The organism is Streptomyces sp. NBC_01306 (genome assembly GCF_026340465.1).
In the GTDB taxonomy this organism is placed as follows: Bacteria; Actinomycetota; Actinomycetes; order Streptomycetales; family Streptomycetaceae; genus Streptomyces.
In genome coordinates this window covers 5,711,745-5,736,262 of record NZ_JAPEPC010000001.1, presented here as the reverse complement: position 1 = coordinate 5,736,262, position 24,518 = coordinate 5,711,745, and the positions used below count along the sequence as shown (strand labels likewise).

20 protein-coding genes are annotated in these 24,518 nt (G+C 70.5%); 4 read left to right on the top strand and 16 right to left on the bottom strand.

Features of this window, described 5'->3' with window-relative positions; genetic code table 11:
- Positions 1-476: 476 nt before the first annotated feature.
- From OG385_RS25295 to rsmH, 16 genes are all read right to left on the bottom strand, one after another.
- Positions 477-1,745, bottom strand: a complete 1,269-nt coding sequence (locus tag OG385_RS25295) for a DivIVA domain-containing protein (protein WP_266857931.1) — start codon at positions 1,743-1,745, stop codon at positions 477-479.
- Between the two features lie 49 nt (positions 1,746-1,794).
- Positions 1,795-2,079, bottom strand: coding sequence for a YggT family protein (locus OG385_RS25290; RefSeq protein ID WP_250303709.1), 285 nt, complete (start codon positions 2,077-2,079; stop codon positions 1,795-1,797).
- A 72-nt stretch (positions 2,080-2,151) separates the two neighbouring features.
- On the bottom strand, positions 2,152-2,766 hold the full coding sequence (locus OG385_RS25285; RefSeq protein ID WP_164264969.1) for a cell division protein SepF: 615 nt from the start codon (positions 2,764-2,766) through the stop codon (positions 2,152-2,154).
- 140 nt (positions 2,767-2,906) lie between these two features.
- Positions 2,907-3,626 (bottom strand): YggS family pyridoxal phosphate-dependent enzyme, encoded by a 720-nt coding sequence (locus OG385_RS25280; RefSeq protein WP_266857929.1) that lies wholly within the window; start codon positions 3,624-3,626, stop codon positions 2,907-2,909.
- 6 nt (positions 3,627-3,632) lie between these two features.
- On the bottom strand, positions 3,633-4,361 hold the full coding sequence (gene pgeF / locus OG385_RS25275; protein ID WP_266857927.1) for a peptidoglycan editing factor PgeF: 729 nt from the start codon (positions 4,359-4,361) through the stop codon (positions 3,633-3,635).
- Positions 4,362-4,393: 32 nt separating this feature from the next.
- The gene (gene ftsZ / locus OG385_RS25270; protein WP_266857925.1) at positions 4,394-5,602 is read right to left on the bottom strand and encodes a cell division protein FtsZ; all 1,209 of its coding nucleotides are present in this window, start codon (positions 5,600-5,602) and stop codon (positions 4,394-4,396) included.
- A 274-nt stretch (positions 5,603-5,876) separates the two neighbouring features.
- Positions 5,877-6,683 (bottom strand): cell division protein FtsQ/DivIB, encoded by an 807-nt coding sequence (locus OG385_RS25265; protein WP_266857923.1) that lies wholly within the window; start codon positions 6,681-6,683, stop codon positions 5,877-5,879.
- Between the two features lie 17 nt (positions 6,684-6,700).
- Complete coding sequence (murG, locus tag OG385_RS25260; RefSeq protein ID WP_266857922.1) at positions 6,701-7,795, bottom strand: undecaprenyldiphospho-muramoylpentapeptide beta-N-acetylglucosaminyltransferase; 1,095 nt, start codon at positions 7,793-7,795, stop codon at positions 6,701-6,703.
- A 6-nt stretch (positions 7,796-7,801) separates the two neighbouring features.
- Complete coding sequence (gene ftsW / locus OG385_RS25255; protein WP_266857920.1) at positions 7,802-9,130, bottom strand: putative lipid II flippase FtsW; 1,329 nt, start codon at positions 9,128-9,130, stop codon at positions 7,802-7,804.
- Between the two features lie 182 nt (positions 9,131-9,312).
- The gene (murD, locus tag OG385_RS25250; protein ID WP_266861150.1) at positions 9,313-10,737 is read right to left on the bottom strand and encodes a UDP-N-acetylmuramoyl-L-alanine--D-glutamate ligase; all 1,425 of its coding nucleotides are present in this window, start codon (positions 10,735-10,737) and stop codon (positions 9,313-9,315) included.
- A complete protein-coding gene (mraY, locus tag OG385_RS25245) occupies positions 10,719-11,789 on the bottom strand; it encodes a phospho-N-acetylmuramoyl-pentapeptide-transferase (RefSeq protein ID WP_266857918.1) in 1,071 nt (356 codons plus the stop codon). Before mraY ends, murD begins: the two co-directional genes overlap by 19 nt.
- Positions 11,786-13,207 (bottom strand): UDP-N-acetylmuramoyl-tripeptide--D-alanyl-D-alanine ligase, encoded by a 1,422-nt coding sequence (gene murF / locus OG385_RS25240; protein ID WP_266857916.1) that lies wholly within the window; start codon positions 13,205-13,207, stop codon positions 11,786-11,788. Before murF ends, mraY begins: the two co-directional genes overlap by 4 nt.
- 4 nt (positions 13,208-13,211) lie before the next feature.
- Positions 13,212-14,885 (bottom strand): UDP-N-acetylmuramoyl-L-alanyl-D-glutamate--2,6-diaminopimelate ligase, encoded by a 1,674-nt coding sequence (locus tag OG385_RS25235; RefSeq protein ID WP_266857915.1) that lies wholly within the window; start codon positions 14,883-14,885, stop codon positions 13,212-13,214.
- 13 nt (positions 14,886-14,898) lie between these two features.
- Positions 14,899-16,851, bottom strand: coding sequence for a penicillin-binding protein 2 (locus OG385_RS25230; RefSeq protein ID WP_266857913.1), 1,953 nt, complete (start codon positions 16,849-16,851; stop codon positions 14,899-14,901).
- Positions 16,852-16,855: 4 nt separating this feature from the next.
- A complete protein-coding gene (locus tag OG385_RS25225; RefSeq protein ID WP_266857911.1) occupies positions 16,856-17,359 on the bottom strand; it encodes a septum formation initiator family protein in 504 nt (167 codons plus the stop codon).
- Entirely contained in the window at positions 17,356-18,312 is a 957-nt protein-coding gene (gene rsmH / locus OG385_RS25220; protein ID WP_266857909.1) for a 16S rRNA (cytosine(1402)-N(4))-methyltransferase RsmH, read from the bottom strand. Before rsmH ends, OG385_RS25225 begins: the two co-directional genes overlap by 4 nt.
- A 424-nt stretch (positions 18,313-18,736) precedes the next feature.
- On the opposite strand from rsmH, the gene OG385_RS25215 reads away from it, so the two are divergent.
- The 4 genes from OG385_RS25215 to OG385_RS25200 all read left to right on the top strand — a co-directional run bounded on the left by OG385_RS25215 (position 18,737) and on the right by OG385_RS25200 (position 24,438).
- Entirely contained in the window at positions 18,737-19,318 is a 582-nt protein-coding gene (locus tag OG385_RS25215) for a carbonic anhydrase (protein ID WP_266857907.1), read from the top strand.
- A 256-nt stretch (positions 19,319-19,574) separates the two neighbouring features.
- Positions 19,575-20,570: a MoxR family ATPase gene (locus OG385_RS25210; RefSeq protein ID WP_266857906.1), complete on the top strand. Its 996-nt coding sequence runs from the start codon at positions 19,575-19,577 to the stop codon at positions 20,568-20,570.
- Positions 20,570-22,018, top strand: coding sequence for a DUF58 domain-containing protein (locus OG385_RS25205; protein ID WP_266857904.1), 1,449 nt, complete (start codon positions 20,570-20,572; stop codon positions 22,016-22,018). The genes OG385_RS25210 and OG385_RS25205 overlap by 1 nt, the downstream gene beginning before the upstream one ends.
- Positions 22,015-24,438: a DUF3488 and transglutaminase-like domain-containing protein gene (locus OG385_RS25200; RefSeq protein ID WP_266857902.1), complete on the top strand. Its 2,424-nt coding sequence runs from the start codon at positions 22,015-22,017 to the stop codon at positions 24,436-24,438. Before OG385_RS25205 ends, OG385_RS25200 begins: the two co-directional genes overlap by 4 nt.
- Positions 24,439-24,518: the final 80 nt, after the last annotated feature.

Genomic DNA, 24,518 nt, shown 5'->3' with positions numbered 1-24,518 from the left:
CCGACCGGGCCCATCGGGCTTTTCGCGGAACGCAACCCCGGCCCACTTCCAGCCCGTCCGGCGTCCAACTCGGACCCCCAACCCCAGCCCCACCTCCAGCCCCTCCGACGTCCAACTCAGACCCCCAACCCCAGCCCCACCTCCAGCCCCTCCGACGTCCAACTCAGACCCCATCCCCAGCCCCGCTTCCAGCCCGTCCGGTGCCCAACTCGGGCCCCCAACCCCAGCCCCACCTCCAGCCCCTCCGGCGTTTGAGGAGCGGGGTCCGGGGCGGAGCCCCGGTTACGGGAAGGGGCGGGGAGGGGAGAACAGGCCCGCCGCAGGCGCCACCCACCCGCACCACCAAACGCACCCGCACCCGCACCCGCACCCACCACACAAACCGCCCACCCACACACAAAAGGGCCGGGCCCCAGGGAAAACCCCGGGGCCCGGCCCTCAGTCTGCCGACCGTCAAGCGCTCAACGCACTCACGATCAGTTGTCGTCCTCGTCGATCAGGAACCCCCGCATGGGCGAAGGTGCCTGCTGCATCGGCTGCGGAGCCTGCGGCCGCACCGGCGCCATCGGCTGAGTCATCGCCGGCGACATCTGCTGCTGACCGCCGTACGACGGGGCACCGCCCATCGACGGCTGACTGCCCATGGACGGGTTCCCGCCCATGCTCTGCTGCGCGTGTCCCATCGCGCCCGCACCGGCCGAAGCCATCGAGGGCGACGGCGGCAGCGAAGCGGTCGCCGGGGTACGCGGCGGGGCCAGCGAGTCGTCCGCCTGGGTCTCCAGCTGACGCAGCTGGCTCTCCAGGTAGGACTTCAGCCTGGTCCGGTACTCACGCTCGAAGCCACGCAGATCCTCGACCTTGCGCTCCAGCGTCGCGCGGGCGGACTCCAGGGAGCCCATCGCCACGCGGTGCTTCTCCTGAGCGTCCCGCTCCAGTGCGTCGGCCTTGGCGCGGGCATCCCGCTCCAGACCCTCGGCACGGCTCCGCGCCTCGCCGACGATCTTGTTGGCCTCGGAACGGGCCTCCGCGATCGCCTGGTCGGCCGTCTGCTGCGCGAGCGAGAGCACGCGGGCAGCGCTGTCGCCGCCGGGGCCCTGCTGCTGCATCTGCGGGGGACCGCCGTGGCCGCCCATCGGACCGCCCATGGGGCCCTGTGCGAGCTGCCCCTGACCGCCCATCGGACCCTGCTGGCCCATCGGACCCTGACCCATCGGACCCTGCTGGCCCATGGGACCCGGGCCGAGCTGACCCTGGCCGCCCATCGGACCCTGCTGGCCCATGGGACCGGGGCCGTGCTGACCCTGCGGACCCGGACCGTGCTGGCCCTGGGGACCGGGGCCGTGCTGACCCTGCGGACCCGGACCGTGCTGGCCCTGGGGACCGGGGCCGTGACCGCCAGGACCTGCAGGCAGCTGGGGCTGACCGCCCGGCAGTTGGGGCGGACCCATCTGCGGCTGCTGCTGGCCCTGCGGTGGACCGGATATGGCGGCGGGCACCGGAGCGTTCGGACCGCCGCGGCCGTCCTGCTGCTCGGGCGGCTTGCGCATGCCCTGCTGCTGATTCTGCGCGGCGGCACGCGTGGCGGCTGCCAGCTTGGCGCGCAGATCCTCGTTCTCGCGGAGCAGTCGCGTCAGTTCGGCTTCGACCTCGTCGAGGAAGGCATCGACCTCGTCCTCGTCATAGCCTTCTCGGAGGCGGACGGTCGTGAACTGTTTGTTCCGCACGTCCTCGGGGGTCAGCGGCATCTCTTCTTCACCTCTACGTAGTCGTCGGCAGTCGGCAGGACCGAATCGTTCACACCCGGCTCACAATGCTGATCAGGATGTAGACGATGATCATCAGAACGAAGAAGGACAGGTCGAGTGCCACGCCCCCGAGACGCAGCGGCGGAATGAACCGCCGCAGAAGCTTGAGCGGTGGATCGGTGACAGTGTAAGTGGCCTCCAGAACGACCACCATCGCCTTGCCAGGTTGCCATGAACGGGCGAACTGGAAGACGTAGTCCATGACAAGCCGGAAGATCAACACGATGAGGAAACACATCAGCGCGATGTAGACCACATCCAATGCGATGCCCATCTAACGCTTCCCTCTCCCCTGACGTTCTCGTCTTCCGGCCTCCCGGCCGGGGTTGTACCCGGTGTCTCGTTCTCAGCTCTGGTTGAAGAAACCGCCCTCTGCGATACGGGCCTTGTCCTCCGCCGTGACATCGACGTTAGCAGGCGACAACAGGAACACCTTCTGCGTCACCCGCTCAATGCTGCCATGCAGACCGAAGACAAGTCCTGCGGCAAAGTCGACAAGTCGCTTCGCATCCGTGTCATCCATCTCGGTCAGATTCATGATCACCGGAGTGCCCTCACGGAAGTGTTCCCCGATGGTACGGGCCTCGTTGTAGGTCCGGGGGTGCAGCGTGGTGATGCGGTAGGGCTCCCGCTCGGACACAACCTTGGGCATGATCACCGGGGCGTTCTTCTCCATACTCGGGCGTTCAGGTGTGATGGACGCCACGGGGGCGATTCGGGCGGGTCGTCCGCTTTCCGCCGGTAGCGCAACAGGCTCGCGCTGGGCGGGCGGTTGCACCATTCGCACCGGTTCGTCCTGCTGGGACTGGTGCGACTGATGCGGAGGTTGGTGTCGCCGTCGGTCCCTCTCGGGCTCGGGCTCGGGTTCGAACTCGTCATCGGGGTCGAACCCCGGGCCGTCGTACCCATCGTCCTCCACGAGGCCGAGGTAGACCGCCATCTTGCGCATCGCGCCGGCCATGCTCTGAGTCCTCCGCTCTGTGGTGGATCGCCCTTGTGCCAATTTCGCAGCGTCACCAAGTGCCCGCGATCCACTGGGTCTGCCCGCCGATCGGCGGGAATGACCATATTTTCTGCTGTGGTCCGACTTGCTTCGCGACGTTACCCGAGCGGGGGACGGACGCCGAGTACCGCAGTGCCGACGCGGACATGTGTCGCACCCGCCTTCACTGCCTCTTCGAGGTCCGTACTCATCCCTGCTGACACCATGTTGGCAGCAGGATGGGTCGCGCGCAGGCGGGATGAGATTTCCATCAGCCGCTCGAACGCCGCCTGTTGCCGTCCCGCGTACGGTCCGGCCAGCGGTGCGACGGTCATCAGCCCGTCGAGCCGCAGTCCTGGCGCGGCGGCCACCGAATCGGCCAACTCGCCGACGCCGTCGGGTGCGACGCCGCCCCGCTCACCCCGCCCGCCGGCCTCCGCGTCGAGCGCGACCTGAACCAGGCAGCCCAGTTCACGGTCCGCCCGGACGGCGGCGGTTGAGAGAGATGTAACAAGTCTGGCCCGGTCCACCGACTGCACTACATCGGCATAACTCGCCACAGAGCGGACCTTGTTCGTCTGAAGCTGACCGACAAAGTGCCAGGAAAGCGACAGATCCGCACACTCGGCGGCCTTGGGCGCCGCGTCCTGGTCGCGGTTCTCCGCGACCTGCCGTACGCCGAGTTCCGAGAGAAGTCGCACATCGCTCGCGGGATACGTCTTGGTGACCACGATCAGGGTCACCTCCTCCCGCTCGCGCCCGGCGGACGCGCACGCGGAAGCGATACGTTCCTCCACGCGGGCCAGGTTTGCGGTGAGTTCACGCTTACGGTCCGTCATGCCCTATCAGTCCAGCCAGACATATCCGGCGAGCCGCCCGGTGGTGCGGTCGCGACGGTAGGAGAAGTGGTCGGTCGATTCCAGAGTGCAGACCGGCGAGTGCTGCCGGTCCGCGACGCCGAGCGCCGACAGCTGGGCGAGCACTCCTGCGGTGACATCCACCGCCGGTGTGGACCAGCTCGTCTCCGACCAGGCTTCGGGAACGGTCCGTGCGACCTCGGCCCGCATATCGGCGGGCACTTCGTAGCAACGGCCGCAGACGGCGGGGCCGGTGCGGGCCGTGATCCGTGCGGGGTCGGCGCCGAGCGACACCATCGCGCCGACCGCGGCGGGGACCACCCCGGCGACAAGCCCGGGACGGCCCGCGTGCGCCGCGGCCACCACCCCCGCGACCGGGTCGGCGAGCAGTACGGGGACGCAGTCGGCGGTGAGCACCGCCAGCGGGACCCCCCGGCGGGCTGTCACGACGGCATCGGTGGCGGGGATTTCCGCACCGTCGCCGAGTGTTTGTGCCCAGGGGCCGTCGACCACGGCGACCTCGCGCCCGTGCACCTGGTTCATCCAGACGACCCGCGCCGGGTCGATGCCCAGCGAGCGCGCCGCGAGTTCACGGTTCGTCACGACCGCGGCCGGGTCGTCGCCGACCGCTCCGCCGAGATTGAGCTCATCGTACGGAACGGCGCTCACCCCGCCCCACCTGTCGGTGAAAGCGAAGTGCGCGCCGTTCGTAGACATCGCGGTGTCGTACGCGGTTATGGGACGCCGCATCACTTCAAGAAGTCCGGTACGTCCAGCTCTTCGGCCTGGCTGTCCTGGTACGGACGGGCCGGCGGGACCTGCGGCGGGGCGACCGGCGCTGCCGGGGCCTCGTTCACACGCTCCGTGTCGGCCGGTGCCGGAGTCTCCTCGCGCTGGGTGACCGCACCGAGACCGCCGAGCGAACGGGGCGTCTCCGCGGCCCGTACCGGAACGGGCTCCTCGCGCTTGGCGGTGCCGGAACCCGTGGCGCTCTCCCGGCGGGTCGGCGGCTGTCCGCCGTCGAAGCCGGCCGCGATGACCGTCACCCGCACCTCGTCACCGAGCGCGTCGTCGATGACGGCGCCGAAGATGATGTTGGCCTCGGGGTGGGCCGCCTCGCTGACCAGCTGTGCGGCCTCGTTGATCTCGAAGAGACCGAGGTCCGAACCGCCGGAGATGGAGAGCAGCACCCCGCGTGCGCCGTCGATGGACGCTTCGAGCAGTGGCGAGGAGATCGCCATCTCTGCCGCGGCCACCGCGCGGTCGTCGCCGCGGGCCGAGCCGATCCCCATGAGCGCCGATCCGGCCTCGGACATCACGGACTTGACGTCGGCGAAGTCGAGGTTGATCAGGCCCGGTGTGGTGATCAGATCGGTGATGCCCTGGACACCCGACAGCAGGACCTGGTCCGCCGACTTGAAGGCATCGAGGACGCTGACCTGGCGGTCCGAGATGGACAGCAGGCGGTCGTTGGGGATGACGATGAGGGTGTCGACCTCTTCGCGGAGTTCGGCGATGCCGTCCTCCGCCTGATTGGCGCGGCGCCGCCCCTCGAAGGTGAAGGGACGGGTGACCACGCCGATGGTGAGTGCGCCCAGTGAACGGGCGATGTTGGCGACGACGGGTGCGCCGCCGGTGCCGGTGCCGCCGCCTTCTCCTGCGGTGACGAAGACCATGTCGGCCCCCTTGAGGACCTCCTCGATCTCCTCACGGTGGTCCTCTGCCGCCTTGCGCCCGACTGCCGGGTTGGCCCCGGCGCCGAGGCCGCGGGTCAGTTCACGGCCGACGTCGAGCTTGACGTCGGCGTCGCTCATCAACAGGGCCTGTGCGTCGGTGTTGATCGCGATGAACTCGACGCCCTTGAGGCCGACCTCGATCATTCGGTTGATGGCATTGACACCACCGCCGCCGACACCGATGACCTTGATGACTGCGAGGTAGTTCTGCGGTGCTGCCACGTCGAAGGCCTCTCGCCTCGAGTTACGTGTCGCCGCTGCGCGCTTGCCGCGTCGCGACGACGGATGCCGATGGGACGGTCCGAACGCCGACCCGAACCCTAACTGTGAAGTTCAGGGTTACCAGTGTGTCTGCTCCTTGGACTCTCCGAACAGGACACTAAGTCGACAAGTGGCGCACGTTCAATGAACACGCCGAACCTCCCGTTTTTCTTTTCACCCTATGTGATCAGCCGTTGCGCTGACCAACCAGGGTGCTGGCCAGCAAGGATGTGCGTCAACTCCCTGACACCGCAGGGGCGGTGGGGGCGCTCACGTCGAAGTGCGCCGCCTTGGGGGCTGCTTTCGTCAGCGCGGTGAGCGCGCGCGCCTTGGCCGCGCCGAACTCGCTGCTCCCCCAGGCCACCGTGCGGTGCCCGGTCAGCTCCAGCGAGATGGAGTCGTATGAACTGACCCGGACGAAAAGGGTGTCCCGGGCGACAGCGGAAGGAAGTTCTCCGGCGACCCGGACCGCCTCGACCCGCAGCCGGTCCGCACCGAAGCGGCGGAGACTCGGTGACTGACCGGCAGTCAATTCAAGGACCGGCACTCCACGGGGGGCGCTTTCCACTGTGGCGAAACGCACGCCCTTCGCGTCCACTTCTGTGAACTTACCGCCCGACTTCATGAGCAGTACCGGCTTTCGCTCGGTTACTTTCAAGCTGATGCCGTGCGGCCATGAACGGGCGACAACCACCGAGTCGATTCGGGGCAATTTCGTCCGAAGCCGGTTCTCCATCGCATCCGTATCGATAGAAATCAGCGGATCGCCGATCGGAACGGCCGCGGCCGACTCCACCTGGTCCCGGGTCAGAACCCGCATCCCCGTGGTCCGAATATGCTCCACCCGCAGCCAGGAAGAGCCATAGAGCGCCCAAATACTGCCGCCCAGCAGAAGCAACAGGACGACAAGCACCAGGATCACCAGCCGCCTGCCGCGCGGCCGGAGGCGGCCGGGGGGCTTCCCCTGCCCCTTGGGGCGGCCGCGGCCGGACTCCGCCGCTGGATGGCGCTCACCGCGCTGTGCGGTCGTCGGTCCGGCCACGCTCGCTCCTTCGGGCGTCACGCCTGGCGGCGCGCCGCAATCGCCTCGTACACCATGCCGACAAGCAGATCATCGGCATCCCGGCGGCCGAACTCGGCGGCGGCGCGGGACATCTCGAACAGCCGGTGCGGATCGGCGAGAACCGGCAGGACGTTGCCCTGCACCCACTCGGGGGTCAGCTGAGCGTCGTCCACCAGCAGGCCGCCGCCCGCGTTGACCACCGGCTGGGCGTTGAGCCGCTGTTCGCCGTTCCCGATCGGCAACGGCACATAGGCGGCGGGCAGCCCGACGGCGGAGAGTTCGGCCACGGTCATCGCGCCCGCGCGGCAGAGCATCATGTCGGCCGCGGCGTACGCGAGGTCCATCCGGTCCACGTACGGTACCGGGAGGTAGGGCGGCATTCCGGGCATGTTGTCGACACGCGGCAGTTCGTTCTTCGGGCCGACCACGTGCAGGATCTGGATCCCGGAGCGCTGGAGCACCGGGGCGACCTGCTGGACCACCTCATTGAGGCGGCGGGCCCCCTGCGAGCCGCCGGAGACCAGCAGCGTCGGCAGGTTGGGGTCGAGCCCGAAGGCGGCCCGCGCCTCGGGGCGGACCTTGGCCCGGTCGAGGACGGCGATGGTGCGGCGCAGCGGGATGCCGATGTAGCGGGCGCCGCGGAGCTTGCTGTCCGGGGTGGAGACGGCCACGGCGGCCGCGTACCGGGAGCCGATCTTGTTGGCGAGCCCCGGTCTTGCGTTGGCCTCGTGGACGATGATCGGCACCCCGAGCCGCTTGGCCGCGAGATAGCCGGGCAGTGCCACATAGCCGCCGAAGCCGACGACGCAGTCGGCCCTGGTCCGCTCCAGGATCTGCTCGGCGGCCTTGATCGTCCCGCGCAGCCGTCCGGGGACGGTGATCAGCTCAGGCGTGGGCCTGCGGGGCAGTGGTACGGCGGGGATGAGCCCCAACTCGTAACCCCGTTCGGGCACGAGGCGGGTTTCGAGTCCGCGCTCCGTGCCGAGGGCCGTGATGCCCACGGCCGGGTCCTGCCTGCGCAGGGCATCCGCAAGGGCGAGCGCCGGCTCGATGTGGCCGGCGGTCCCCCCGCCGGCGAGTACGACATGCACCGAAATTCACCGCTCTCCGGACGGACGCTTCTTGACGCGCCGTCTCATCGACTTCCATCTCACCCCGGGCCTCCGCAAGGCCAGAGCCGTTCTCGCTGCGGGGTCCGACCGCGCAAAGGCGATCAGCAGCCCGACGGCGAACATGGTCGGCAGCAGGGCGGAGCCCCCGTAGGAGAACAGCGGGAGCGGGACACCGGCGATCGGCAGCAGACCGAGCACCGCACCGATGTTGATCACGGACTGGACCGTGATCCAGGTGGTCACACCTCCCGCTGCGTACCTCACGAAGGGGTCCTCCGTGCGTCCGGCCACGCGGATACCCGCATAGCCTAGAGCCGCGAAGAGGCCGAGTACTGACAGAGTCCCCGCAAGGCCCAGTTCCTCCCCGGTGACGGCGAAGATGAAGTCGGTGTGGGGCTCGGGGAGTTGGCCCCATTTCTCCACACTCGCACCCAGTCCGGATCCGAACCAGCCGCCGGACGCGAGCGCGTAGATTCCGTGCACCGCCTGCCAGCACTGGTCCTGCGGGCCCGGGTCGGTCGCGCCGATGCAGGCGAGCCTGCCCATCCGGTTCGGGCTGGTCTTGATCAGCAGGAACGTCATGAACGCCGCGATACCGAGCACCATCGCGAACATCCGGGTGGGCGCTCCCGCGAGCCACAGCAGCCCGAACAGGATCGCGGTGAGGATGATCGCCGTGCCCATGTCGCCGCCGAGCATGATCAGTCCGAGCAGCATGAAGGCGACGGGGACGAGCGGCACGAGCATGTGCTTCCACTGCGTGAGCAGCTTCTTCTCCTGCTTGCGGGCGAGCAGGTCGGCGCCCCACAGGATCAGGGCGAGCTTGCCGAACTCGCTCGGCTGGAGCATGAAGGGGCCGCCCAGCGAGATCCAGTTCTGGTTGCCGTTGACCGAACGCCCTATCCCCGGCACCTGGACGAGGACCATCAGGAAGACGGTGGCCGCGAGCAGCGGGTAGGCGAAGGCCCGGTGCAGCTTGACGGGCATCCGGGTCGCGATGAACGCGAGACCGCCGCCGAGTGCCGCGGCGAAGAGCTGTTTACGGAAGAAGAAGGAGCCGGGTTCGGAGATCTCCAGCGCCTTGATCATCGAGGCGGAGTAGACCATCACCAGGCCGAGCACCGTGATCAGGAGCGCCGACCCCACCAGCAGGTAGTAGGCCGTCAGAGGGCGGTCCAGGGTGCTCCGCGCCTGCTCGTAGGTGCGGCGCAGCTGGCTGCCGCCCGCGCCGCGCGGTGCGGAGCCGCGCCGGGCCGCGGACGGGCGGCGCGCCGTCCCCGTACCGCCACGCCCGCCTCTGTCCTTGACCGGCATGCCTGTCCCCTCCACTCGTGCCCGGCTTCTTCTGCCGGGTCCCGGCGCGGGGCCGTACGGCCGGCCAGGAGACATGCTCCTAGTGCCACGGCAGGCAACGTTTGCCCCGTCGCGACGCCCGGCACGCACTCTCGCCGCACCGAACGCCGCTCCTTGACGGGCAAACCTTGCCTGCCGCGGCACTAGCCGCTCTCGGCGGCCAACTCGCGTACCGCGTCGGCGAATGCCTCGCCACGCTTGTTGTAGTTGGCGAACATGTCCATGGAGGCACAGGCCGGAGCCAGCAGGACCGTGTCCCCCGGCCGGGCGAGCCGTGCCGCCTCCCGGACCGCCGCCGACATCGCCCCAGTGTCGGTCCGGTCGAGGTCGACCACCGGTACTTCCGGGGCGTGTCGCGCCAGGGCTTCGGCGATGAGCGCCCGCTCGGCGCCGATCAGCACGACGGCCCGCAGGCGCTTCGCCGCCCCGCCGACCAGATCGTCGAAGCTCGCGCCCTTGGCGAGACCGCCCGCGATCCAGACGATCGGGTCGTAGGCGGCCAGGGAGGCTTCGGTGGCATGGGTGTTGGTGGCCTTGGAGTCGTCGACGTACGCGACACCCGCGACGTCGGCCACCTTCTCGATGCGGTGCGGATCCGGCCGGAAGGCGCGGAGTCCGTCGCGTACGGCGGCCGGCGCCACGCCGTACGCGCGGGCCAGCGCGGCCGCGGCGAGGGCGTTGGCGATGTTGTGCGGGGCCGGCGGGTTGACGTCCCCGATCTCGGCCAGCTCCTGGGCCTGCTTCTGGCGGTCGGCCACGAAGGCGCGGTCGACCAGGATCCCGTCGACCACGCCGAGCTGCGAGGGGCCCGGCGTGCCGAGGGTGAAGCCGATGGCCCGGCAGCCCTCCTCCACGTCGGCCGCGCGGACGAGTTCCTCGGTGGCGGGGTCCGCGGCGTTGTAGACGCAGGCGACGGTGTTGCCCTCGTAGACCCGGCCCTTGTCGGCCGCGTACGCCGCCATGGAGCCGTGCCAGTCGAGGTGGTCGGGCGCCAGGTTGAGCACGGCGGCCGAGTGGACGCGCAGGCTGGGCGCCCAGTGCAGCTGGTAGCTGGAGAGCTCCACGGCCAGTACGTCGTACTCCTCGTCGCCGAGGACGGCGTCCAGGAGCGAGACGCCGATGTTGCCGACGGCCTCGGTGCGCAGCCCGGCGGCGCGCAGGATCGAGGCGAGCATCCGTACGGTCGTGGTCTTGCCGTTGGTGCCGGTGACCGCGAGCCAGGGCGCGGCGCCCGGACGCCGCAGCCGCCAGGCGAGTTCGACGTCGCCCCAGACCGGCACCCCTGCTTCGGCCGCCGCCAGGAAGAGCGGCTTGTCCGGCCGCCAGCCGGGGGCGGTGACGACCAGTTCGGTGCCCTCCGGCAGGGTCGTCGCGTCGCCGAGGCGCACCGTGATGCCCAGCGCGGTGAGTTCGGCGGCCTGGGCGCGGGCGCGCTCGTCCGCGCCCTCGTTGACGACGGTGACCTCGGCGCCGAGGCCGTGCAGGGCGCGCGCCGCCGGAAGCCCGGAGACGCCCATGCCCGCCACGGTGACGCGCTTGCCCTGCCAGATCACTTGGCGGCCGCCCAGCCCGCGTAGAAGAGCCCGAGGCCGACGATCACGCACATGCCCTGGATGATCCAGAAGCGGACCACGACAAGGACTTCGGACCACCCCTTGAGTTCGAAGTGGTGCTGGAGTGGCGCCATCTTGAAGACGCGCTTGCCGGTCATCTTGAAGGAGCCGACCTGGATCACGACGGACATGGTGATCAGGACGAAGAGGCCGCCGAGGATGGCCATCAGGAACTCGGTGCGGGAGCAGATGGCGAGCCCGGCGAGCGCGCCGCCCAGCGCCAGCGACCCGGTGTCGCCCATGAAGATCTTGGCGGGCGATGTGTTCCACCACAGGAAGCCGAAGCAGGCGCCCATCAGGGCCGATGCGACGACTGCCAGGTCCAGTGGGTCTCTGACCTCGAAGCAGGCGCTGGGGTTGGTCAGGGTCGCCGCGTTGGCGCAGGACTCCTGGAACTGCCAGACACCGATGAAGGTGTACGCGCCGAAGACCATCACGGAGGCACCGGTGGCGAGGCCGTCGAGGCCGTCGGTGAGGTTCACCCCGTTCGACATGGCCAGGATCATGAACAGCGCCCAGACGACGAAGAGGACCGGTCCGATCGACCAGCCGAAGTCCGAGACGAAGGAGAGCTTCGTGGAGGCCGGCGTGTAGCCGCGCGAGTCCTTGAACATCAGGGCCAGGACGGCGAAGGCGATACCGACGATCAGCTGGCCGGCCATCTTCGCCTTGGCCCGCAGGCCCAGCGAGCGCTGCTTGACGATCTTGATGTAGTCGTCGAGGAACCCGACCAGACCCATCCCCGCCATCAGGAAGAGCACCAGCACACCCGAGAACGTCATCGGGTCGCCGGTGATCAGCTTGGTGGCGAGGTACGCGATGATCGTGGCCAGGATGAAGGCGATACCACCCATGGTCGGCGTACCGCGCTTGCCGTGGTGGCCACGCGGTCCGTCGTCCCGGATGAACTGCCCGTACCCCTTGCGGGCAAGCAGCTTGATCAGCAGCGGTGTGCCGACCAGGGTGAGGAAGAGTCCGATGACTCCCGAGAAGAGAATCTGCTTCATCGGGCGGCGACCTCGCCCTCGGTACCACCGTCGAGCAGCGCGTTCGCCACCTGCTCCAACCCCACCGACCTGGACGCCTTCACCAGCACGACGTCTCCCTCACGCAGTTGACTGCGCAACAGGTCGACGGCCGCCTGCGCGTCGGACACGTGCACCGACTCCTCACCCCACGAACCCTCGTTATAGGCGCCCAGTTGCAGCCAGGACGCTTCCCTGCCCCCGACTGCCACGAGCTTGCTCACGTTGAGCCGGACGGCCAGCCGTCCGACCGCGTCGTGCTCGGCGAGTGACTCGTCTCCGAGCTCGGCCATCTGACCGAGCACCGCCCACGTGCGTCCCCCCTTCGCCTGTGAGGCCTTGCCCATGGCCGCCAGCGCACGCAGCGCGGCTCGCATGGATTCGGGGTTCGCGTTGTAGGCGTCGTTGACGACCGTCACACCGTCCGGACGCTCGGTGACCTCCATGCGCCAGCGGGAGAGCGTGCCTGCCTCGGAGAGCGCCGTTGCGATCTCGTCAGCGGACATGCCCAACTCATGTGCGACGGCGGCCGCGGCGAGCGCGTTCGACACGTGGTGCTCACCGTACAGGCGCAAGGTCACCTCGCTGCACCCGGTGGGTGTGTGCAGCGTAAATGCGGCCTGCCCGGTGTCGGTCAGGCGGACCTTCTCGGCACGTACGTCCGCTTCATCCGCCTCTCCGAAGAGCAGGAGGCGCGCCTTGGTCCGGGAGGACATGGCACGTACGAGCGGGTCGTCGGCGTTGAGCACGGCGACGCCGTGCTCCGGAAGCGACTCGACCATCTCGCCCTTGGCCTGGGCGATCTGCTCGCGGCCGCCGAACTCCCCGATGTGCGCGGTCCCGACGTTGAGGACGAGACCGGTCTTCGGCGGCACCAGGCCGGTGAGGTAGCGGATGTCGCCGATGTAGCGCGCACCCATTTCGAGAACCAGGTAACGGGTGTTCTCGTCGGCCCGCAGCGCGGTGAGGGGCAGGCCGATCTCGTTGTTCAGATTTCCTTCCGGGTAGACCGTCGGACCCTTGCGCTCCAGGAGTTGGGCGATCAGGTCCTTGGTCGACGTCTTGCCGGCGGAACCGGTGAGTGCGACGACTTCGGTACCCAGGCGCTCCACGACGGTACGCGCGAGCGTCCCGAGCGCGGCGGTCACGTCGGGCACCACGATGGCCGGCACGCCGACGGGCCGGGTGGCCAGCACGGCCGACGCTCCGGCTTCGACGGCGCTCCGCGCATAGTCGTGGCCGTCTACGCGCTCACCGGCGAACGCGACGAAGAGACTGCCGGGCCGCACCGCGCGGGAGTCGGTGACGACAGGACCGGTGACCAGGACGGACGGATCCGGTATGTCGTGCGACTGCCCGCCGATGATGTCGGCGATCTCGGAGAGGGAAAGGGCGATCACTTGGTCATCCCTGACTGTTGTTCTCGATTGCTGCGCGCTCGATTGCTGCGCGGAGGACCTGGCGGTCGTCGAAGGGGCGTACCACGCCGGCGATGTCCTGGCCCTGCTCATGGCCCTTGCCTGCGACCAGCACGGTGTCGCCGGGGCGGGCGCGGGCCACGGCCGCGGCGATGGCCGCCGCGCGGTCGGAGTCGATCAGCACGTCGCCGCGCTCGTGCACCGGGACCTCGGCGGCGCCGGCGATCATCGCGGCGAGGATCGCGAGGGGGTCCTCGCCGCGCGGGTTGTCGGAGGTCAGTACGGCGGTGTCGGCGAGGCGGGCCGCCGCCGCGCCCATCGGGCCGCGTTTGGTCTTGTCGCGGTCGCCGCCGCAGCCGAGCACGATGTGCAGGCTGCCCTCGGTGACCTTGCGCAGAGCCCGCAGCACCGACTCGACGGCGTCCGTCTTGTGCGCGTAGTCGACGACGGCGAGGTACGGCTGCCCGGCGTCCACCCGCTCCAGCCTGCCCGGCACCCCGGGGACGGCGGCGATGCCGTCGGCCGCGGTCTGCGGGTCGGTGCCCGCGACGGCGAGGGTGACGATCGCGGCGAGGGTGTTGGCCACGTTGAAGGGGCCGGCCAGCGGCGAGGTGGCGGCGATGCGCTGTCCCTGCGGGCCGACGGCGGTGAAGGTGCTGGTGAACAGGGCGACTTCGACGTCCTCGGCCCGCCAGTCGGCGTCCGGATGCCCCTCGGCGGAGAAGGTGGTGATGGGGACGGTCGCCTCGTCGACGAGCCGGCGGCCGTACTCGTCGTCGTAGTTGACGACGCCGACCTTGCTGCGCAGCGGGGTGAACAGCTGCGCCTTGGCCTGGAAGTAGTCCTCCATCCCGGAGTGGAACTCCATGTGCTCCGGGCTGAGGTTGTTGAAGACCGCGACGTCGAAGACGCAGGCGTCGACCCGGCCGAGCACCAGCGCGTGGCTGGAGACCTCCATGGCGACCGTGTCGACCCCGCGCTCGCGCATGACCGCGAACAGCGCCTGGAGGTCGGTGGCTTCGGGGGTGGTGCGCTCGGACTTGATGCGCTCGTCGCCGATCCGCATCTCGACCGTGCCGATGAGGCCGCTGAGGTGCCCGGCCGCCCGGATGCCGCCCTCGACCAGATACGCCGTGGTGGTCTTGCCCGATGTGCCGGTGATGCCGATCTGGAGGAGGTCGCGGCCGGGGTGCCCGTAGATCTCCGCGGCCAGCTCGCCCATGACGGCCCGCGGGTCGGGGACGGTCAGCACGGGGAGCCCGGTGGCCTCGGCCCGTTCGGTGCCCGTGGGGTCCGTGAGCACCGCGGCGGCTCCCAGGCCTGCCGCCTGCTCGACGAAGTCGGCGCCGTGCAGCCGGGCGCCGGGGAGTGCGGCGTACAGGTCTCCGGGCCGCACGGCCCGGGAGTCATGGGTGATGCCGGTGACCTCAGCGGCACCAGGTGACGCGATGCCCACTCGTCCTGCCAGATCCCCCAGAGGGGTCGGTCGGACCTCGGCCGGACGGGGTGCTCCCGGATAGGTCACAGAAAGGTCTTTCTGGGCGATTTGGTACTGATCAGCGTGTGGCACGGCGGTGAGCGTACCGGGCGCACCGGGCTCCCCGCGAAGTGAGGGTGCGGCGGTGTTCCGGTTCCCCGGCTCGGGGGTGATCGTCGTCACTGATGGTTCCCAGTCACTGGTGAGGGCCGAAGGTGACCGGCAGCGGGTCGGCCTTCTTGCCGGTCGGCGGGGTCTGGAGGGTCTTGAGGGCGAACTCCATGACCTTTTTGTAAACAGGGCCACAGGTGGAGCCGCCGAAGTGGCTTCCGCTGGTGGGGTTCTGGATGGCGCAGTAGACGGTGACCCGGGGTTTGTCGGCGGGGGCGAAGCCCGCGAAGGAGGCGGTGTATCCGCTGTAGCGGCCTGTCTTCGGGTCCACCCGGTTGGCCGTGCCCGTCTTGCCCGCGACCCGGTAGCCGGGGATACGGGCGGAGATGCCGGTGCCCTCCACGTCGCTGACGACCGACTCCAGCATCCGGGAGACCGTCTTCGCCGTCCGCTCGCTCACGACCCGGCTCTCCTTCGGGGCCGGCGACGGGGTGAAGCGGCCGTCGGGGCCCTTGATGCCGCTGATCAGCGAGGGCTGCACGCGTACACCGCCGTTGGCGATCGTGGAGTACACGGAGGCCGCCTGCAGCGCGCTGAGCGAGAGCCCCTGTCCGAACGGGATCGTGTACTGCTGGGACGTCGACCAGTCCTGCGGCTTGGCCAGGATCCCCGATGTCTCGCCGGGGAAGCCGACCCCGGTGGGACTTCCGATGCCGAACTTGTGCAGATAGGAGTAGAGGACCCTGTTGGCCTCGGGCTGCGTCTTGCCGAGCTGGCCCGCGGCCTCGATGGTGCCGATGTTGCTGGACTTGGCCAGTACGCCGTTGAGCGTCAGCGACCAGGTGTCGTGGTCGACGTCGTCCTTGAAGAGCCGGTCCCCGCGGTGCAGCCGGTTGGGGACGGTGACATGGGTCGTCGGGGTGGCCACCCCCTGCTGGATGATGGCGGCCATGGACATGATCTTGCTGACGGAGCCCGGCTCGTAGGCGTCCTGGACCGCGGCGTTGCCGAGTGCGGCGGGGTCGGCGTGGGTCAGGTCGTTGGGGTCGAAGCCGGGCGCGTCGGCCATGGCGAGGACCTGACCGCTCCTGGTGTCCTGCACCACCACATAGCCGCGGTCGGCCCTGGACTCCTTCACCTGGGCGGCGATGGCGCTCTGCGCGGCCCACTGGATGTCACGGTCCAGGGTCAGTTCGACGTCCGAGCCGGGGACGGCCGGCTTCTCGCTCGTCCCGGCGGTCGGCACCGTACGGCCGCCCGACTGGGCATAAGTGATCTTGCCGTTCTTGCCCGCCAGCTCCTTGTTCAGCGAGGACTCCAGGCCGCCGGCGCCCTGGCCCGCCGAGTTGACCCAGCCGAGCACCCCGGCTGCGAGGTCGCCGTTCGGGTACACGCGTTTGGTGCTCGGCTCCTGGAAGACCCCGGCCATCACATCGGCACCCTTGCCGCCCTTGGCCTTGTCCGCGGACGCCTTCTGCGCGAAGACGTTCTTCAGGTCCTTGATCTGGTTCCAGACCTGCGGGGTCTGCCGGCTCGCCAGCAGTACGTAACGGGTGTCGGGCGTCCTGAGTTTCCGCGCGATCGCCTCGGCGTCCTCACCGAGGATCGGTGCGAGCAGAGCGCCCGCCTGCTCGGGGGCGTCGGTCGCGTGGCTCTGGGCCCGGCTGAACATCGTGGGGTCGGCCGTGATGTCGTACGCGTCGACGCTGGCGGCCAGGGCCACACCGCTGCGGTCGGTGATCTCCCCGCGCTCGGCGGTCAGCGTGTGGCTCAGATAGCGGTTCTTGTCCGCCTTGGCCGTGTAGGCACTCGCGTCGATGGCCTGGACCTGGAGCAGCCGTACGACGAAGACCGCCATCACGAGGGCCAGGGCGAGGCTGACGAGCCGCAGCCGGGGGCGCGGGCTGCCGAGCCGCAGTGTCCTGGGCCGGCGTGCGGGGCGCGGGCGGCGCTGCGCCGGGCGTGCGCTCCGTGCGGCGGGCCGTGCCGGACGCGCGGGTCCCGGTACGCGGCGGCGCGGGGGTTCCTTGGACGGCACTGCGTCACCTGCCGGGGGTATGGGTCGGCGCCGCTGTCGTGCCGGCCGGCGCGGAGGGCGCGCCGCCCGAGGGGGTCGCGGCCGGTGCCGAAGGGGTGGCGGACGGCTTGGGCGTGGCCGGAGGCGGCGGTGCGGGCTGCGCCGTGGACTCGGCGGCCTGGCCCAGGACCTTGCCGTCCGGGTCGAGGAAGGCGGGGCCGCCGCCCGGCACCATGCCGAGTTCGCGGGCCCGCTTCTCCAGCGCCCCGGGTGCGGAGCGGCCGTCGACGTCCCGCTGCAGCGCCTGTTCCTCGTCGGTCAGCTCGGTGATCTGCTTCTGGTCCTTGCTGAGCTTGAAAGAACCTTCGTTCAGCGCCGAGTTGAGCAGCAGGAGCGTGATCAGGCCACCGCCGAGCAGCACCACGACCAGCAGCACGAAGGGCATCCGGGCCGCTCTGCCGGGCCCGGCCGGCATGAGCGCGGCGAGCCGCGCGGCCCGGCCCTTCAACTGCCGGGGCGGCTTGCTCACAGCGCCTCCTCGCGGATGCGCTGCGCACCCCGCAACCGGGCGGGTGCCGCGCGCCTGTTGTCCGCGACCTCCTCCTCCGCGGGAAGTTCCGCACCGCGGGTGAGGAGCTTGAGCCGCGGCTGGTAGCGCTCGGGCACCACCGGCAGACCGGCCGGCGCCGTGTTGGCAGCGCCCGCCGCGAAGACCTGTTTGACCAGCCGGTCCTCAAGCGAGTGGTACGAGAGGACGGCGATGCGCCCGCCCACGGCGAGGCTCTTCACGGCGGCCGGAATGGCACGCTCCAGCACGGTCAGTTCGCCGTTGACCTCGATGCGCAGGGCCTGGAAGGTGCGCTTGGCGGGGTTGCCGCCGGTGCGCTTGGCGGCCTGCGGCAGCGAGTCGCGGATCAGCTCGACCAGCCGGGCGCTGTTGGTGAACGGTTCCCTCTCACGCTCCCGTACGACAGCGGAGACGATCCGCTTGGCCTGCTTCTCCTCGCCGTACGCGCGCAGGATCCGGACCAGTTCGCCGGGCGGGTAGGTGTTGAGCACCTCGGCGGCGCCCATGCCGGTCGTCTGGTCCATCCGCATGTCGAGCGGGGCGTCCTGGGCGTAGGCGAAACCGCGGTCCGCCTCGTCCAGCTGCATCGACGAGACGCCGAGGTCGAAGAGGACTCCCTGTACGCGCGGGACGTCCAGCCGGTCCAGGACCTCGGGCAGTTCGTCGTAGACGGCGTGCACCAGGGTGGCCCGGTCGCCGAACGGCGCGAGCCGCTCGGCGGAGAGCCGCAGGGCTTCCTTGTCGCGGTCGAGTGCGATCAGCCGGGCCGCCGGGAAGGTCGAAAGGAGCGCCTCGCTGTGGCCGCCGAGGCCGAGGGTGCAGTCGACGACGACCGCACCGGGCTGGGCGAGCGCCGGGGCCAACAGGTCCAGGCATCGCTGGAGCATCACCGGGACATGTCGGGACTGGCTCATGCGCCCTCTCAGGTACGGCGCGGCCGGACGTACTGCCGGGTCCCCGCCCGCTCGGAAGGGGACGGTCCGCCGGCGCCGGGAAGGGCGTCGGCCGGCCGGCGAGCGGGAGAGGGCCGGGCCGTACGTACGCCGCGCATGCGCGGGTGTGCGGGATATGTCCGTCAAGCAGATGTGTCTGCGGTGAGTGACCGTGAGGAGTGCGCCCGTACAGCACGTGACGACGCTCACGCCTCCCACTTCGCGCCACTTTAGTCCACTCGTCCCCCCGGTCAATCAACCGCCCAGCGCGCCGCGGACCCCGGCTTTCACCCGAACGGGTTACTGGCCATCACCGCTGTGGATTAGCTCACAACCGCCCGTGTTGACACTTTTTTTCCGGCCCCCTGGCAGGACCGTTCGATCAACGGCGGCTACCGTCATACACATGTCGACCGCTGCGCACTCTCCCGCAGAGCCCACCCCGTCCCGTCCGCACCTGGCCGTGTCCGACGGCGGAACGGTGACCGACCGGCTCGTCGAGTCCAACCGCCACTACGCCGAGGCGTTCAAGGACCCCGGCATGGACGCGCGCCCCGTACTCCAGGTGGCTGTGGTCGCGTGCATGGACGCGCGACTCGATCTGCACAAGGCTCTCGGGCTCGATCTCGGTGACTGCCACACGATCCGCAACGCGGGCGGTGTGGTCACCGACGACGTCATCCGGTCCCTGACCATCAGCCAGCGCGCCCTGGGCACGCGGAGCGTGATACTGATCCACCACACCAGCTGCGGCCTGGAGAGCCTCACCGAGGACTTCCGGATCGAGCTGGAGGAAGAGGTGGGTCAGCGTCCGCCCTGGGCTGTGGAGTCCTTCCGCGATGTCGACCAGGACGTACGCCAGTCGATGCAGCGTGTGCGGACCTCGCCCTTCCTGCTGCACACCGACGACGTCCGGGGCTTCGTCTTCGACGTACGGGCGGGGCTTCTGCGCGAGATCGACCCGGTCGGCCAGAACCCTCAGGAGTGAGGTTCCGGGCTGCCGTTCGCACCCTCGGAGCAGGACGAAATCACGGCAACCTGCGACATATCCGGCCCACTTGTCCACAGGCGAGTGACACGAAGCGGTAACGGCAACAACAATGCGAGGGCGACACCTCGTCCGGATCCCTCCGGGCGGGGCGTCAGCTGTTCGGGGTTGGGCCGGGGCCGTACGCAGTGCCCAGGTCCGTGGACGGGTATCCCCTGCTTCTCAGGAGCGTGGGAGTAGGGCCGAGGAGGGCCGGGTGACGACCTATGACGATCGAGCGAGCCTCGCGGATCTGACGACCACGGCGGAGCGTATCCGCGGGTCGGTGGAGGGTGTGATCGAGGGCAAGCCCGAGGTCGTACGGCTTTCGCTGACCGTGCTGCTCGCCGAGGGGCATCTTCTCATCGAGGATGTGCCGGGCGTCGGCAAGACCATGCTGGCCAAGGCGCTGGCCCGCACCATCGACTGCTCGGTGCGGCGCATCCAGTTCACGCCCGACCTGCTGCCTTCGGACATCACCGGTGTCTCGATCTTCGACCAGCAGCGGCGCGACTTCGAATTCAAGCCCGGGGCGATCTTCGCGCAGATCGTGATCGGCGACGAGATCAACCGCGCATCGCCGAAGACCCAGTCGGCGCTGCTCGAATCGATGGAGGAGCGCCAGGTCACCATCGACGGGAAGACGTACGAGCTGCCCGCCCCGTTCATGGTGGTGGCCACGCAGAACCCGGTGGAGATGGAGGGTACCTACCCGCTCCCCGAGGCGCAGCGCGACCGGTTCATGGCGCGGGTCTCCATCGGCTATCCCAGCCCCGAGGCCGAACTCCAGATGCTCGACGTGCACGGCGGTGTCTCACCGCTCGACGACCTCCAGCCGGTGGCGCACGCCCACGAGATCCTGAAGCTCATCGACGCGGTGCGCGCGGTGCACGTCGCCGACGCGGTGCGGCGGTACGCGGTGCAGCTGGTGACGGCCACCCGCAGCCACCCGGACCTCAGACTCGGCGCTTCCCCCCGCGCCACCCTGCACCTGCTGCGGGCCGCCAAGGCGTCGGCGGCGCTGAGCGGACGGGAGTACGCGCTGCCCGACGACGTCCAGGCGCTGGCCGTCGCGGTGCTCGCGCACCGGCTGCTGCCCACGGCCCAGGCCCAGTTGAACCGCCGTACCGCCGAGCAGGTCGTCCTGGAGATCCTCCAGCGGACTCCCGTTCCCGCGTACAACAACCAGCAGCCCGGCGCCCGGCGGCTGTGATGGCCGTCGGGGGTGCTCCGGCCGCCGCCGACGAGGACAGCGGCGGGCTGCGGACCGCGCTGTCGGGGCTGACCACACGGGGCCGCTCGTTCATCGCGGCAGGTGTCGCCGCGGCGGTCTGCGCGTATGTCCTGGGCCAGAGCGATCTGTTGCGGGTGGGGCTGCTGCTCGCTGTGCTGCCGCTGGTGTGTGTGGCCGTGCTGTTCCGTACGCGGTACCGCGTCGCGGCCAGCAGGCGGCTCTCCCCCGCCCGGGTGCCCGCCGGGTCCGAGGCCCGCGTCCATCTGCGGATGGACAACGTCTCGCGGCTGCCCACGGGGCTGCTGATGCTCCAGGACCGGGTGCCGTACGTGCTGGGGCCGCGGCCCCGTTTCGTCCTGGACCGGGTGGAGGCGGGCGGGCGGCGCGAGGTGTCGTACCGGGTCCGCTCCGATCTGCGCGGGCGGTATCCGCTGGGCCCGCTCCAGCTGCGGCTCACCGACCCGTTCGGGATGTGCGAGCTGACCAGGTCGTTCAGCGCGCACGACAACCTGACGGTGATTCCCAGGACCGAGCAGCTGCCGCCGGTCCGGCTGACCGGTGAGTCGGCCGGGTACGGGGACGGCAGACAGCGCTCGCTCGCGCTGGCCGGCGAGGACGATGTGATCCCGCGCGGATACCGGCACGGCGACGATCTGCGCCGGGTGCACTGGCGCTCCACCGCCCGCCACGGCGAGCTGATGGTGCGCCGCGAGGAGCAGCCGCAGCGGGCCCGCTGCACGGTGCTGCTCGACACCCGCCGGACCGCCTATGAGGGCGCGGGGCCGGACTCGGCCTTCGAATGGGCCGTGTCGGGGGCGGCGTCGGCGCTGGTGCACGTACTCGAACGGGGCTTCTCGGTACGGCTGCTGACGGACACGGGCAGCTCGGTGCCGGGCGAGGGCTCGGGGGGATTCGCCGGGGCCACCCAGGAGTCCGCCGACTCGGCCGGGCTGATGATGGACGCGCTCGCCGTCGTCGGACACTCCGACGGGGCCGGGCTCTCCCGCTCGTACGACGTGCTGCGCGGCGGGAACGAAGGACTTCTCGTCGCCTTCTTCGGCAGTCTGGACGAGGAGCAGGCCGCGGTCGCCGCCCGGATACGGCAGCGCAGTGGGGCCGCCGTCGCCTTCGTACTGAACAGTGACGCCTGGGTGCACGGGGAGGCGGCGGCGGAGCACGGCACCCGGACACTGCGGCTGCTGCGGGACGCCGGCTGGACCGCGCTGGAGGTCGGGCCCGGGGCGGTGCTCACCGAGCTGTGGCGGCAGGCGGGGCAGCAGCGCGGCGGTACGGACCCGGCGTCCTGGTACGGCGGCACAGCGGCTACGGGCGGCGGCACGGCGGCGACGGGAACCGGCGCGGGCAGTGGCACAGGCGCCGCAGGCACAGGCACAGGCACAGGCGCAAGCACAGGGGGATGGTCATGAGCAGCCGGGCGAGGCTGGCGCTGTGCGCCTACGCGGCCACGATGCTGGCCGCGTGTGCGCTGCTGCCGCTCGTCCAGCCGGTCACGTGGATCATCCAGGCCGCACTGCTGCTGGCCGTACAGAGCGGCGTGGGCGCGCTGGCCCGGCGGGTCCCGCTGGCGCGGCCCCTGACCGTGGCGGCGCAGGCGGTGACCGCGCTGCTGATGCTGACCGTGGTCTTCGCGCACGGCCAGGCGCTCGGCGGCATCGTGCCGGGCCCGGAGGCCGTTGAGCATTTCGGGGCGATGCTGCGGACGGGCGCCGACGACATCGGGCAGTACTCGATACCGGCGCCGACGACCGCGAGCATACGGCTGATGCTGTTCGGCGGAGTACTGGTGGTCGGGCTGCTGGTGGACGCGCTGGCGGTGACGTTCCGGAGTGCCGCGCCGGCCGGACTGCCGCTCCTCGCGCTGTACTCGGTGGCGGCCGGCATCTCGCAGAGCGGCGCGGCCTGGCTGTGGTTCGTGCTCGCCGCGTCCGGCTATCTGCTGCTCCTGCTGGCCGAGAGCAAGGAGAGGCTCTCCCAGTGGGGACGGGTCTTCGGCGGCTCGCCCCGCGAGCGCGGGAGCGCCGGTTCCACGGGCGGTACGGGCGGCCCGTCGGCGCCGGTCCGCACGGGGCGGCGCATCGGGGTGGCCGCGCTGGGGTTCGCCCTGGTGCTCCCGGCCGCGCTGCCCGCGATGGACACCGGGCTGCTCGGCGGCGCGGGGCGGGGCACCGGAGCCGGGGGCGGCGGGACCATCTCCGCGGTCAACCCGCTGGTCTCGCTGCAGAACAGCCTCACCCAGTCCGACGACCGCGAGGTGCTGCGCTACCGCACCAACGCGGTCGACACCGACGGGATGTATCTGCGGATCGTCTCGCTGGACCAGTTCGACGGCACCGCGTGGAAGTCGTCGGAGCGCCGGATCCAGGGCGTTCCGAAGGAACTGCCGAGACCGGAGGGGCTCGGCTCCGATGTGGGCACCACCGAGGTCAAGACCAATATCTCGGCGGCCGGCTGGTACGCGCAGAACTGGCTGCCGCTCCCCTATCCGGCGACGAAGGTGGACATCAAGGGCCGCTGGCGCTTCGAGCCGGCCGGGCGGACGCTCGTCGGCGACCGCGGGCAGACCACCCGCGGTGCGCAGTACGGCGTGGACAGCCTGGTCGTACAGCCGACGCCGGCGCAGCTGGCCTCGGCCCCGCCTGCGCCCGCCGCCCTGCTCCGGGAGTACACGGAGGTGCCGGGCTCGCTGCCCGGCGTGGTGAAATCCACGGCGGAGCAGGTGACGAAGGGCGCCACGAACGACTACCAGCGTGCGGTCAAACTGCAGGACTGGTTCGCGTCGGAGGGCGGCTTCACCTACGACACTCAGGTGCAGTCGGGCACCGGTACCGAAGCCATCGCGCGCTTCCTGAAGGAGAAGCAGGGCTTCTGTGTCCATTTCGCCTTCACGATGGCGGCGATGGCCAGGACGCTGCACATCCCGGCCAGGGTCTCGGTGGGCTTCACTCCGGGCACCGCGCAGCCGGACGGCACGATGTCGGTCGGGCTGCGCGACGCGCACGCCTGGCCCGAGCTGTACTTCGAGGGGGTGGGCTGGACACGCTTCGAGCCGACGCCCACCCGTGGTTCCGTACCGTCCTACACCCAGGCGGACAACTCCTCCGACGGTCCGGCCTCTCCTGCGCAGCCGGAGTCCACGTCATCGCCCGCTCCGGAGGCGACCCCGTCCGCGGCGTCCGCCTGTCCGCCGCAGCTGCGCAAGATCAGCGGGTGCGGGGCAGCGGCACAGGGCGGCGGAGTGCCGCCGGCCGGCCGGGGCACCGGCCTGGGCGCGGAGGTGGGCCTGGGGCTGGCTGCACTGCTCGTGGTCCTGCTGCTCGTGCTGCCGATGCTCTGGCGTATCAGAGCGCGGGCCCGGCGGCTGGGGTCCGGCGGGCGCACGCCCGGGTCCGCCGGAGCGTCGGCGGCAGAGCGGACGCTGTCGGCCTGGCGGGAGATCACCGATTCGGCGTGGGACTACGGGGTCCGGCCCGATGACTCGCTCACCCCTCGGAAGTCGGCCGACCGGATCGTACGGACCGGTGGGCTGGCGGGTCCGGCGGCCGATGCGGTGCACCGGGCCGCGCACGCGGTGGAGCAGGTGCTGTACGCGCCCCGAGCCGGTGAGGTGGGCCGCCTCACCGATGACGTCCTGCTGGTCCGGGCCGCGCTGCGGACCGGTGCGGGCCGGGTGACACGGGTCCGTGCGGTGCTGGCGCCGTCCTCATCCGTACGAGTGGTGTGGGAGATCTCCCGGCGCCGGGAGCGTGCGGCGGACCGCTGGGGCCGCCGCCGTGCGGGGCTGGGCAGGCGGATGGCGAATCTGCGGCCCTCCCGGCAGCGCGGCTGAACCGCCCGCGCACGGGCCGCCGGGGGCCGGTCATGGCTGAGGGGCGACCGCTTCCGGGCGGTCGCCCCTCGATCGCTGGT